At 49.2% G+C, this 12,250-nt stretch carries 14 protein-coding genes and 1 pseudogene; 8 read left to right on the top strand and 7 right to left on the bottom strand.

Annotated features, from left to right (window positions below):
* Window positions 1-29: 29 nt before the first annotated feature.
* The 3 genes from rsmB to def are packed head-to-tail and all read right to left on the bottom strand — an operon-like array spanning window position 30 to window position 2,754.
* On the bottom strand, window positions 30-1,316 hold the full coding sequence (gene rsmB / locus TK45_RS05035) for a 16S rRNA (cytosine(967)-C(5))-methyltransferase RsmB (protein WP_131257548.1): 1,287 nt from the start codon (window positions 1,314-1,316) through the stop codon (window positions 30-32).
* Complete coding sequence (gene fmt / locus TK45_RS05030) at window positions 1,313-2,248, bottom strand: methionyl-tRNA formyltransferase (protein ID WP_131257547.1); 936 nt, start codon at window positions 2,246-2,248, stop codon at window positions 1,313-1,315. Before fmt ends, rsmB begins: the two co-directional genes overlap by 4 nt.
* Entirely contained in the window at window positions 2,245-2,754 is a 510-nt protein-coding gene (gene def / locus TK45_RS05025; RefSeq protein WP_131257546.1) for a peptide deformylase, read from the bottom strand. The genes fmt and def overlap by 4 nt, the downstream gene beginning before the upstream one ends.
* 137 nt (window positions 2,755-2,891) lie before the next feature.
* Between def and TK45_RS05020 the strand changes: the two genes are divergently transcribed.
* Genes TK45_RS05020 through TK45_RS05005 form a run of 4 tightly spaced genes read left to right on the top strand, consistent with a single transcriptional unit; the run spans window position 2,892 to window position 6,127 of the window.
* On the top strand, window positions 2,892-3,965 hold the full coding sequence (locus tag TK45_RS05020) for a LysM peptidoglycan-binding domain-containing protein (RefSeq protein ID WP_131257545.1): 1,074 nt from the start codon (window positions 2,892-2,894) through the stop codon (window positions 3,963-3,965).
* An 8-nt stretch (window positions 3,966-3,973) separates the two neighbouring features.
* Window positions 3,974-5,062 carry a DNA-processing protein DprA gene (dprA, locus tag TK45_RS05015; protein WP_131257544.1) on the top strand — a complete coding sequence of 363 codons (1,089 nt, stop codon included), beginning with the start codon at window positions 3,974-3,976 and terminating at the stop codon, window positions 5,060-5,062.
* Between the two features lie 4 nt (window positions 5,063-5,066).
* Window positions 5,067-5,543: a DUF494 family protein gene (locus TK45_RS05010; protein ID WP_131257543.1), complete on the top strand. Its 477-nt coding sequence runs from the start codon at window positions 5,067-5,069 to the stop codon at window positions 5,541-5,543.
* A gap of 38 nt (window positions 5,544-5,581) precedes the next feature.
* Window positions 5,582-6,127 (top strand): type I DNA topoisomerase, encoded by a 546-nt coding sequence (locus tag TK45_RS05005; RefSeq protein WP_131257542.1) that lies wholly within the window; start codon window positions 5,582-5,584, stop codon window positions 6,125-6,127.
* Here TK45_RS05005 and TK45_RS05000 read toward each other — a convergent pair whose 3' ends face one another.
* Together TK45_RS05000 and purE are read right to left on the bottom strand one after the other, a co-directional pair.
* The gene (locus tag TK45_RS05000) at window positions 6,128-7,255 is read right to left on the bottom strand and encodes a 5-(carboxyamino)imidazole ribonucleotide synthase (protein WP_131257541.1); all 1,128 of its coding nucleotides are present in this window, start codon (window positions 7,253-7,255) and stop codon (window positions 6,128-6,130) included.
* Window positions 7,256-7,258: 3 nt separating this feature from the next.
* The gene (purE, locus tag TK45_RS04995) at window positions 7,259-7,744 is read right to left on the bottom strand and encodes a 5-(carboxyamino)imidazole ribonucleotide mutase (RefSeq protein ID WP_131257540.1); all 486 of its coding nucleotides are present in this window, start codon (window positions 7,742-7,744) and stop codon (window positions 7,259-7,261) included.
* Window positions 7,745-7,892: 148 nt separating this feature from the next.
* Between purE and TK45_RS04990 the strand changes: the two genes are divergently transcribed.
* The 4 genes from TK45_RS04990 to aroE all read left to right on the top strand — a co-directional run bounded on the left by TK45_RS04990 (window position 7,893) and on the right by aroE (window position 11,108).
* Entirely contained in the window at window positions 7,893-8,453 is a 561-nt protein-coding gene (locus TK45_RS04990; protein WP_254426546.1) for a Sua5/YciO/YrdC/YwlC family protein, read from the top strand.
* A gap of 5 nt (window positions 8,454-8,458) precedes the next feature.
* A complete protein-coding gene (hemF, locus tag TK45_RS04985) occupies window positions 8,459-9,373 on the top strand; it encodes an oxygen-dependent coproporphyrinogen oxidase (protein WP_131257538.1) in 915 nt (304 codons plus the stop codon).
* Between the two features lie 135 nt (window positions 9,374-9,508).
* Window positions 9,509-10,174, top strand: coding sequence for an OmpW family protein (locus tag TK45_RS04980; RefSeq protein WP_131257537.1), 666 nt, complete (start codon window positions 9,509-9,511; stop codon window positions 10,172-10,174).
* 118 nt (window positions 10,175-10,292) lie between these two features.
* A complete protein-coding gene (gene aroE, locus TK45_RS04975) occupies window positions 10,293-11,108 on the top strand; it encodes a shikimate dehydrogenase (RefSeq protein WP_131257536.1) in 816 nt (271 codons plus the stop codon).
* Here the strand turns inward: aroE and rraA are convergent.
* Together rraA and TK45_RS16330 are read right to left on the bottom strand one after the other, a co-directional pair.
* Window positions 11,103-11,597: a ribonuclease E activity regulator RraA gene (gene rraA, locus TK45_RS16335; protein WP_174719771.1), complete on the bottom strand. Its 495-nt coding sequence runs from the start codon at window positions 11,595-11,597 to the stop codon at window positions 11,103-11,105. The two genes, aroE and rraA, sit on opposite strands and share 6 nt — an antisense overlap.
* Window positions 11,589-12,116: pseudogene (locus TK45_RS16330) on the bottom strand (gamma carbonic anhydrase family protein); the annotation flags it as partial. The gene rraA and the pseudogene TK45_RS16330, both read right to left, overlap by 9 nt.
* Window positions 12,117-12,250: the final 134 nt, after the last annotated feature.

Here is a 12,250-nt window from a genome sequence, read left to right as displayed (position 1 = left end):
GGCTAACTCATTGGTTATAGTGATAAAAATTATTCTGACTTTAGCAGCATCGCATAATAGAAACCATCCATTTGCTGCTCGCCCGGCAGAATTTGACGGCCGACAGACTCAGCATCTGAACCTGGTAACGGCAATAAACAGGCATCTGTGTGCTGCTGTAAAAACCGTTCTATTTGCTGGCAGTTTTCCTGCGGCAGAATAGAGCAAGTGGCATAGAGTAGGTGTCCGCCGGGTTTGAGCGTTTGCCACAATGCGTTAAGTATTTGCTGTTGTAACTCGACCAAAGCGGGAATATCAAAGGCCTTACGTAACCATCGAATATCTGGGTGGCGACGAATTACTCCAGTGGCCGAGCACGGCGCATCCAGTAAGATCCGATCAAATGGTTTGCCGTCCCACCAGCTGTCTATTGCGCCAGCGTCAGCACAAATGATCGATGCCTGATGTCCGAGGCGTTGCAGGTTTTCTTTCACCCGTTCCAGTCGGCTTGCTTCGCTGTCCAATGCGATTAATTCGGATATTTCAGGTGCGAGCTCGGCAATGTGGCCGGTTTTGCCACCAGGCGCGGCACAAGCATCTAAAACACGCTCATCGGCTTGCGGGTTCAGGTAGGCCGCCGCTAACTGCGCGGCACCATCCTGCACACTAAACCAACCTTGTGCAAAGCCGGGCAGGCGGGTGATATCGGCAAACTGGTTCAGAATCACGGCGTCCGGATGTTGCTCGCTTAAGCTAAAGTCGAGCTGTTGTTCAGTTAACGCTTGCAGAAAATCCTGATGAGTAACGCGTGCACGGTTTACTCGTAGCCATAATGGAGCCTTGTGTTGCATGGCATTAAACACATCTGCAGCCCTTTCGCCATAAGCCTGGCTGATGTGCTGATAAAGCCAGTTGGGCAATCCATTTTGAACCGCACCATCCTCCGGTTGCGGGAGTGTTTGGCGCTGAGCATTGCGCAGTATTGCGTTCACTAAGCCTTTCAGAGACGGTGCTTTCAGTGTCACGCAGGCATTGACTGTTTCTGACAATGCGGCGTGGGCAGAAACACGAGTAAAATTAAGCTGATATAGCCCCACCAGTAACAGGTGTTCAATAACCTTATTTTTGCCTTTTAGCGGCTTGCTTAACATGGGGCGCAACCAAAACTGCAGTAAGGGCAGATGGCGTAACACCCCATAGGTGACCTCCTGTACCCAGGCTTTGTCTTTTTCGGTTAAAGGTGCCTGTGCTGCAGGCAACTGCTCGCGAAGTGACTGACCTTGTTCTAACACCCGATACAGCAGATTGGCGCAGATGGCGCGAATGTTGTATTTCACGCCAGCACCGTTCCGACGTTAAACCATTGGGCGCGGGAATTGAGTACGTCACTGGCCGCCATGGCCTTTTTACCGGGTATTTGCAAAGTGGTAATGCACAGGGCCTGTTCACCACAGGCAATCACGATACCCTGTTTATCGGCACATAAAATTTCACCTGGCTGACCCGATTGATTAATCACGTCGGCCTGCCATACCTTGATGGCCTGTTGCTCGGCCTCAAAAAACGCCACCGGCCATGGATTGAAAGCACGGATATTGCGCTCTAACTGCGCGGCGCTTAACTGCCAATCGATTTTGGCCTCTTCTTTTGAGAGCTTTTCGGCATAGTTGGCTTGCGCATTGTCCTGCTCTACCGGTGAGATTGACTCCAGATCTGTCAGGCAATCCAGCAATGCCTGAGGGCCTAATTGCGCGAGTTTGTCATAAAGGGTGGCGCTGGTGTCGCTGGGCTCAATGGACAATTCTGCTTTTAACAACATTGGTCCGGTATCCAGACCAATGTCCATTTGCATAATAGTCACACCGGTTTTTTCATCTCCAGCCCAAATCGCCCGTTGAATAGGAGCGGCGCCGCGCCAGCGTGGTAACAATGAACCATGTACGTTGATGCAACCGAGTCGCGGGGTGTCCAATACGACTTTGGGTAGAATCAGGCCATAGGCAACCACCACCATCAGATCGGCGTTTAATTCAGCTAATTCTTTTTGTGCCTCTTCATTACGCAGACTCTGTGGTTGGAATACCGGAATGTCATGCTCAACAGCAAGTTGCTTTACTGCGCTGGGCTGTAGCTTTTGGCCGCGACCGGCGGGACGATCAGGCTGGCTGTAAACACCAATAACCTTGTGCTCTGAATTGAGAAGCGCGGCCAGATGCCGCGCTGCGAAGTCCGGCGTACCGGCAAAAATAATATTTAGTGGCTTGCTCAAGGTTTCGCTTCCAGACGTGCTTCTTTTTCCAGTTTTTTGCGAATGCGCTGGCGCTTTAGTGGCGACAGATAATCGACAAACAGCACGCCGCGTAGATGATCTAATTCATGTTGAATACAGACGGCCAATAAACCCTCTGCATCTAATGTGAACTCGTTGCCGTCACGATCCAGTGCGCGTACAGTAACCTGTTCGGCACGATCGACCTTGGCGTAGTTATTCGGCACGGACAAACAGCCTTCTTCGCTGATGGTCGAGCCGGCCTTGCTGATAATCTCCGGGTTGATAAATACCAGCGGATTATTTTGTTCTTCAGACACGTCCATGACGACCACGCGCTTGTGCACATTTACCTGAGTGGCGGCCAGGCCGATGCCTTTTTCGTCACGCATGGTTTCGAACATATCGTCGATAAGTTGTTGAATGTCGGCATCTACTTTTTCTACCGCTGTGGCGACAGTTCGTAAACGCTCATCTGGAAATCGAAGTACTTCTAAAACGGCCATAATTTCTTTAGCTACAATAGGGTTAGTATAAATTTGTATACGATCCTTGTACGCAAACCTATTACTCTGTTATCAAATTACCGATATTCTATCTTATCTGAGTAGATTTGACACAATCCTGTGAAGGGGGAGCCAAGATGGCTAAGTGGTTACGATGGTTAATAATGCTGGCTGTAATGCCATTAAGCGTGTTGGCCATACAGATTAAGGACACGGCACCAGACGTATATATAGTCAAAAAGGGCGATACCCTGTGGGATATATCCAGCATGTACCTGGAAAAACCCTGGCAATGGCCTGAGCTATGGCGCAATAACACCTTCCTTACCAACCCTCACCTGATCTACCCCGGCGATGAACTGCGCCTGCGGGTGAATGAGCAGGGGGAGCCTGAACTGGAAATTGTACGAGAGCCCGAAGTATTAAAACCTTTGGTTAAGCTGTCACCTCAAGGCCGCAAAGTGTTCAAACCAGAACCCATTGCGACTATCCCGTGGTCGGTAATTGAATCCTTTGTTAACAATGACTTTTTGCTGTCAGATGAAGAATTCCAGGCATTACCGATAGTGTTGGGTGATCCCGACGGTGGCATTCGCTTCGCCAGCGGGGATTTGATTATCAGCGATAAGATTGATTCCGCCGGCAACGACTATGTCATAGTGCGCAAACAGAATCAGTTAATGGACATGGATGATGAGTTACTCGGCTGGCAGGTGCGTAATGTCGCCGATGTAGAGGTGATTCCGGCTGACACAGGCAGCACCAGTGTCGTCAAAGTGAAAGCGTCTAACTTCGAAGCAAATCGTGGCGATCGGATCATGCCCGCACCGCCAATGCATACAGATAAAGTGTTGGGGCTGGTGCCGGCCAATCAGCAACGTGGCCATGTGATTGGCAGCGTCGAGAACCATACGTTGATGGGTAAATATGACGTAGTCGCGCTGGATATGGGGAGCTCTGATGTTGTGCCTGGTACGGTGTTTGGTATTTATAAACAGGGCCCGGCGATTAAGCGAGATGATAAGCCTCAGTATGTCGATGATGGTAATAAGACAGACAAACTGATCTCCACCATTACCAGTGACACAGAGCAACCCGCGTTAAAGATTGGCGAAGTGGTCGTTTTTAAGGTGTTTGATAACAGTAGTTATGCGTTAATTATCAAAGCTAACCAATCAGTGAAGCGCGGAGCCATCGTCGCGAAACCTTAGATGACACTATGAGTACGCCAGACATATTAGCCTGGTTAGTTCTCAATCAAGCGCCGGATATCAAGCCGGCGCTACTTCATCGCTTACTTAAGCGATATGCCCCAAATGATTTGCTCCAACTTCCTTCTCAACATTTACAAGCATTGGGGTTAAGTCAAACCGCCATATCCGCTTTGCGTGAACCCAATCAACACTGGCTCGACTGCGCGCAGCGTTGGTTATCTGCCGGTGAGCATAATTTTGTACTAACCCTGCATGATGACGATTACCCGGAGCCCCTGCGGCAAATTGCTCAGGCGCCGCCTTTACTGTTTGGCCTGGGGAATAGGGCGTTATTGAACCGTTGCCAATTAGCCATTGTTGGAAGTCGCAATCCAACGGTGCAGGGCAAAGCTCATGCAAGCGAGTTTGCTACGGAGTTGGTGCGTCGTGGATGGGTTGTCACCAGTGGGCTTGCTATTGGCATTGATGCGGCAGCACATCAAGGTGCGTTGGCATTTGGGGATTCGACGATTGCTGTTTTAGGGTGTGGCATCGACCATATTTACCCTCGCCGCAATCTAAACTTGGCGGAGCGAATCATTCAGCAGCAGGGGATGATTCTGTCAGAGTTTGCGCCGGGGATTAAACCATTAGCTCAATATTTCCCGCGACGAAACCGAATTATCAGCGGCTTGTCTAAAGGTGTATTAGTGGTTGAAGCGGCCCTGAAAAGTGGTTCGCTCATCACGGCACGATATGCATTGGAACAAGGACGTGAAGTGTTTGCGATTCCGGGCAGTATTCATAGCCCCATGGTGAAAGGTTGCCACTATTTAATTCAGCAGGGCGCTAAGCTGGTGGAGTCGGTAGATGACATTTTGGCTGAATTACCATCAGTTGGTCTGGCAATTGCGGAGAAACCCGAAAAAAGTAACATTCAGCGCTTGGCAACCGATAGTTTGTTAGATAGTGTTGATTATGAAGTAACAACCATAGATGTAGTTGCCGAACGCAGCGCGCTGTCTATAGAGCAGGTTACAGCGACACTATTAGAATATGAGCTGCGTGGACTAGTAGCTTCCGTTCCCGGAGGTTACGTCAAATTGAGGGGTTAAAGTTATGTTCGATATCCTCATGTATTTGTTCGAAAATCTGATTCACAGCGAAGCGGAAATTCGCGTTGATCAGGATGAACTCACCGAAGAGCTGACCCGTGCCGGGTTCCATCACGATGAAATATATAAGGCGCTTTCCTGGCTGGAAAAACTCGCCGCACTGCAGGAAACCGATCAAAAGCCCTATTTGGCAGGGTTATCGACAACGCCAGTCACGCGTATTTACACCTATCAGGAGCAAATGCGTCTGGACGTGGAATGCCAGGGCTTTCTGATTTTTCTTGAGCAAATCAAAGTGCTGGATGCATCGACCCGTGAAATGGTGATTGATCGCGTGATGGAACTGGATTCTGCAGAGTTTGGTCTGGAAGACTTAAAATGGGTGGTGTTGATGGTGTTGTTTAATGTGCCAGGTAAAGAAAATGCCTACGCACAGATGGAAGATCTGTTGTTTGAAACACCGCAAGGTCCGTTACACTAACGAGTAAACGGAGCCTCTGGCTCCGTTTTTATATTGTCATGTCTAAAATAGATCATTCACTCTTTCACGCCGATCATCATGCGCTGCAACAGGCCTTTGGCGACTGTCCCCAATGCGCGGCGCCGCTGCAATTAAAGCGCAGCAAAAAAGGCCCCTTTATAGGCTGCTCACGCTACCCGGAGTGTGATTTCAGCAAACCGCTGCATGAACATGAGGACAGCCTGATAAAAGTGATTGATGGCTCTCATTGTCCGGAATGCGACGCGCCACTGGCGATTAAAAAGGGACGCTACGGTTTATTCATTGGCTGTAGCCGGTTTCCCGATTGCCATCATATTGAGTCTATCAAAACACAGGATGACACTCAGGTTAATTGCCCGGTGTGTAAGAATGGGCATTTAGTAAAGCGCGCGAATAAATACGGTAAGAGTTTTTACGCCTGTAATGGCTATCCGGCCTGTAAATTTCTGATGAACCACACCCCAATCAGTGGCGTTTGTCAGAAATGTGGTTTTGGCGTATTGGAAAAGCGCGGTGGCAAACTGCGCTGTGCTGACAAACGTTGTCAGCACGTGCAGGAATAATCAGGCAAATTGAGCCATTAAAGGAAATGCGTGAGGGTCTAGGCAGCTGGCTAAGTCAGCCAAGCGTGCGTTTAACTCAGCCACGTCTTGTCCGGTAACATTAATATGCCCCATCTTACGTCCGGGACGCTTTTCTTTGCCGTACCAATGCACCGTGACACCCGGCATTTGGTACACCGTTTTGGGGAGCTCATCTTCTCCCAGAATATTGATCATTGCCGTTGGGGCAATTTGTACCGTGCTACCCAAAGGCATGTCACACACTGCGCGCAAATGATTACTGAACTGGCTGGTGGCTGCGCCCTGTTGTGTCCAGTGACCTGAGTTGTGTACTCGAGGCGCGATTTCATTGACCAGCAGCTGGCCACCTGTCACAAAGCATTCAACCGCCAGCACACCAACGTAATTCAGCGCATTAGCAATGTTATTAAAGATCTGCTGTGCCTGCGCTTGCAACTCTGCAGACTCGTCGCCACGGGCAACGGAGATATGCAGAATACCTTCATGGTGCTGATTTTCCGTGATGGGATAACACGCCACATCACCTTGCTGGTTACGGGCGCCTATAATTGATACTTCCCGCTCAAATCGTACAAATTGCTCTGCAACGATGCCTTGTGAGTCACTGGAGTGCTTAATAAATTCACTGATGTCTACTGCAACGCGTTCAACATCCTGCTGGTACTTGAGTCGCCATTGGCCTTTGCCATCGTAACCATCCATAGCGCTTTTCAACACCAAAGGCAGCCCCAGTGTGTTTACTGCATGTTGTAGTTCGGTGATATCTTTGATGACTTTATATGCGGCGTTTTTAACCCAGGCGCCATCCAGCAAGCCTTTTTCTATACGGCGGTCGCCACCGGTGCGAATGGCTGTTGCAGACGGACGAAGTTTGCCGCTGTTTTCGCACATAGTAAGGATATCTAATGGGATATGTTCGAATTCGGCAGTGACAATGTCGGCAGCATCAATAGCCGCTTGCAGGCTGCTGGCATGGGCCTCTTTCGTGATGGGATCAACGACCTGATTGGTTCGGACATCAAAGGCTCGCACAATCAGGCCGAGTGTATCGGCCTCTTCGGCCATCATTTTCGCCAGTTGTCCAGCGCCAAGAACAAGGACTTGCATCAGTTAGTGTCCTGCTGGATCTGGGCTGGCGAGTACTGTGTCGGTTTGCTTTTGACGGAATTCATCTATTTTCCCCATCAATTCATCATCGCTGGTGGCGAGGATTTGCGCCGCTAACAACCCGGCATTCGCCGCGCCCGGATCACCGATAGCTAACGTACCGACGGCGACCCCCTTGGGCATTTGTACGATAGACAGTAAAGAATCCATGCCTTTCAGGGCTTTTGATTGCACCGGCACGCCTAAAACCGGCAAGCTGGTAAATGCGGCCGCCATGCCAGGTAAGTGAGCTGCGCCACCGGCGCCCGCGATAATTACTTTTAAACCGCGGGCAGATGCGCTGCCACAATAGTCTGCTAATAAGTGCGGAGTGCGGTGGGCTGATACGACTTTCGTTTCATAGGCAATCCCAAAATGATCCAACATACTCGCCGCATGTTGCATGGTTGGCCAATCAGATGTTGACCCCATAATAATGCCTACTTTCATATTTCTTCCTACCGAATTGGCGCGGCTGCGCAAAATGAAAGCGCGCATTATAGCCGCATTAATGTACAGCTTAAAACCTTTAGCGCGGCTGCGAGTTACATAGAAAGTATGCTAATCTCGCCGCCAGTATAATAACTCATAGATTATCGTGAGCGAGTCGACCAAATTCCACTCAGTGCAAGACGCGTTTTATGCAGGCGGATTGATAGCCTATCCAACTGAAGCCGTGTTTGGCTTGGGTTGTGACCCGGACAATTCAGATGCGCTCTCGCGACTGCTAGCTCTGAAGCAAAGGCCAGCTTCCAAAGGGCTGATTCTCGTAGCGGCCGATTATTCACAGCTATTGCCATATATAGATGATAAACGTATTCCGCAGGAACGCCGTTTTGAGATTTTTTCAAAGTGGCCCGGCCCAATTACCTGGTTATTACCGAAAAGTGAGCGGGTGTCTGATTTACTTTGCGGTGATTCGGACCTAATCGCGGTGCGCATCCCCGATTTCGCGCCAGTGCGGGAGTTATGTCGCGCACTGACCAAGCCTATCGTGTCGACCAGTGCCAATGTAAGCGGTATGCCGCCAGCGATAACCGCAGCAGATGTAATCCAACAATTAGGTCGCGGTGTCGATTGGTTGGTTGATGTACCCGTTGGTGGAAATGCCAGCCCCAGTAAAATATTTAACGCCATGACTGGCGAACAACTCAGGTAGTAAACATGTCTCATCCGGATATTAATAGTGTCATAGCCTACTTTCATAAGCTGCAGGACAATATTTGCCAAACCCTTGAGCTGGTAGACGGTAAGGGCAACTTTATCGAAGACAACTGGCAACGTGCGGAGGGCGGTGGTGGCCGGACACGGGTGATGCGCTCAGGTAAAGTGATAGAGCAGGGCGGGGTGAACTTTTCCCACGTATTTGGCGATCAAATGCCGGCGTCGGCAACGGCACACCGTCCAGAGTTGGCAGGCCGTAAGTTTCAGGCTTGTGGAGTTTCGTTAGTTATCCATCCGCACAATCCACATGTACCGACGTCACACGCGAATGTACGATTTTTTATTGCGGAAAAAGAAGGCCACGAACCCATCTGGTGGTTTGGCGGAGGATTTGACCTGACACCATTCTATCCCCAGTTTGAAGACGTACTGCATTGGCACCGCACAGCGCAAAAACTTTGTCAGCCATTTGGGGACACAGTGTATGCCGACTACAAAAAATGGTGTGACGAATATTTTTATTTGAAACACCGTGATGAAACCCGTGGCGTAGGCGGTTTATTTTTTGATGACCTAAACCAATGGGGCTTTGATAAGAGCTTTGAATTTGTTCAGGCAGTGGGCGACGGTTATCTGGATGCGTATGTGCCGATTGTGGAGCGTCGAAAAGAGGTGAGTTTCACTGAAGCGGAGCGTCAATTTCAATTATATCGGCGTGGGCGCTACGTGGAGTTTAACCTGGTTTATGATCGCGGCACCTTATTTGGATTACAGACCGGTGGACGTACCGAGTCGATTCTGATGTCGATGCCGCCATTGGCGCGCTGGGAATACGATTATCAACCTTTGCCCGGTAGTAAGGAGGAGCTGCTGTATAAAGAGTTTCTTGCTCCTCGAGACTGGCTCAGTCTGTAGTTTCCTCTGATACCTTTCATTTATTTGATTTAAAACAATAAAAGCCGCGGGCTGCCCCGCGGTTATTGCACCAGATCAATATTCCTTGGCGGTGGCTCACCTACGCTATTCGCATACACTCAAAAGGAAACGATCATGAAAAAATCAATTTTAACTCTTGCTTTAACTGCTGGTCTGGCTGCTGTGAGCGGCGTTGCCGCTGCCTATGATGCGGGTGACTTAATATTGCGTGCTGGTTATACCAACGTCGCGCCAAATGATGATAGCGGCGCAGTGCTGGTAGACGGTGCAGACTCAGGATTAACAGTGGGTGTGGATGATAATGCCCAACTGGGTCTGAATATCGTCTATTTCTACGATAACAACTGGGCGATTGAAGTGCTGGCCGCTACACCATTTTCCCACGATATCATTGTTCATACTCCGGACGGCAACGCGAAACTGGCAGAAACTAAACACCTGCCACCCACAGTGAGTGCGCTGTACTTCTTCAATGATAAAGATGCCGCATTCCAGCCTTACGCGGGTGTAGGGGTGAACTATACGGTATTCTTCGATGAAGACTTTACATCTACTTTCAAGGACGCTGGCTTTTCTGATTTAGATTTGGACAGTTCTTTTGGTCTGGCGGCGCAAGTAGGGTTTGATTACAAATTGAATGATAACTGGATGGTGAATGCGTCTGTACGTTATATCGATATCGATACCACGGCTAATTTCTCTGCAGGCGCAGCGAAAGGTAAAGTTGACGTCGACATTAACCCCACTGTGGTCTCATTGATGGTTGGTTACAAGTTCTGATAGCGCTCGCGCTTATTGGATTGTTGTTAAAAACAGGCGGCCAGTGTGCCGCCTGTTTTATTTTATCTTCTTAATTCAGTAGGCTATGGCGCATTAATCATCTTTCCAGTGTTGATTCATGGACCAGTACGCAGTTTTCGGTAACCCAATTAGCCACAGTAAATCCCCTGCTATTCATACGATGTTTGCCAAACAGACGCAGCAGGCCATGGAATATGGCGTGATCGAAGCGCCGTTGGACGGTTTCGAAAAGGCAGTTGGCGAGTTTATACATCGCGGTGGTCAGGGAGCAAATGTCACGCTACCGTTCAAACAACAAGCCTTTGCGCTAGCGGACCAGTTATCAGAAGCGGCCAGGCTGGCAGAGGCGGTCAACACACTCTCATTTAATAAAGGTCGGATATATGGTGATAACACCGACGGCAAAGGGCTGGTGGCAGATTTAAAACTGCAGGGAGTCACACTAACCGATGCGCGAATACTACTGCTAGGCGCCGGTGGGGCCGCACGCGGAGTCATTGCCCCCTTATTAAGTGAATTACCTGCATCTATACATGTGGCCAATCGTACTGAGCAACGCGCTGTAGAATTAGCTGTACAAAACCCTTCATCGAAGTTGGTTGCCTCAGGGTTGGATAATATAGAAGGGGAGTTTGATTTAGTGATCAACGCCTCGTCGGCAAGCCTGGCTGGCTCTGTGCCATCCATTCGCGGGCCGTTAGTTGCAGATGCGGTGTGCTATGACATGGTTTATGCCGCTACCGTAACACCATTTAATCTATGGGCGCGTCAACAAGGTGCCAGCAGGACAATCGATGGGCTTGGCATGTTAGTCTGTCAGGCGGCGGAAAGCTTTGCTATCTGGCGCGGGGTGAGACCGGATGTTAATCCGGTCATGCAGTTTTTGCGTGCGCAAATGACTCAATCTTTATAGTAACGGTTGGCTGCTAACTAAAACGCCGTTGTTATCGGCATACAGGTACTCACCCGGTACAAATTGTATGCCGGCAAACTGAACGTTCTGGTTAATCTCTCCCTTGCCGAGTTTTTCGGTCTTCTGAGGAGCCGCGGCCAAAGCCTTAATGCCGATTGGCAGTTGTTTAAGAATATCCACGTCACGTACGCAGCCATTTATTACAAAACCGTGCCAGCCATTTTTAACAGCCTGTTCGGCCAGCATGTCACCCAGCAATGCTTTGTTAAGTGAACCTCTGCCGTTAACGACCATCACCTTTCCATGCCCTGGTTCTCTAACCATTTGCTTAACCATCGAATTATCTTCAAAACAGGCCACTGTGACCACTTCGCCGTAAAACGAAGAGTTGCCACCATAATTAGTAAACAGGGGTTCTGCGATTCTTAATGGTGGGGACAGCTCGTCACATAAATCAGGTAGTGCAAACGCGGGCTTGGCTTGCTGCAGATATTCTTCTTTTAATAAGACGTAATTGCTGGCCGACACCGGCAGGAAGGCAAGTTCTTCATCAGTGAGCTTACGCGCTTGCTTTACCGGACTGCCTACATAGAGGTATCCAGACTCTAAATACTTATTGGGAGGCACCAGACTGCCTGCGCCGATAATGACATCGTCACCTACCGTGGCATTATCCATAACGATAGCGCCCATACCGACCAGTATCCGATTACCCAGCGTGCAGCCATGTAACATGACTTTATGGCCGACAGTGACATCGTCACCGATTAATAGGGGATAGCCTGCTGGATTGGAGGTGGTTTTGCGGGTTACGTGCAGCACACTCCCATCCTGAATATTACTGCGCTTCCCAATACTTACCTTATTAACATCCCCTCTGATTGCTACTAATGGCCAGATACTGGATTCTTCATCGATAAAAACTTCACCAGCTACAATGGCGCTATCATCAATATAGGCATTTGCGGCAATTGTTGGCTTTATATTTTTGTAAATTTTCAGTGTCATAATCGTGATTATTGGCGGTTTACTACTGTTAAGTGTACCAAAAATAACCTGTTTAGCTAAAAAGTAAGCGAAAGAACGCAAAAACATAGAAAAAGTGAAAAAAGTACTTGCGTGAAAATCTCTGGTGCGTAGAA

The sequence above is a fragment of the Bowmanella sp. JS7-9 genome, assembly GCF_004329715.1.
GTDB classification, from domain to species: Bacteria; Pseudomonadota; Gammaproteobacteria; order Enterobacterales; family Alteromonadaceae; genus Pseudobowmanella; species Pseudobowmanella zhangzhouensis.
Note: the sequence above shows the minus strand (reverse complement) of the source record. Positions and strands in the feature narration are given on the sequence as shown.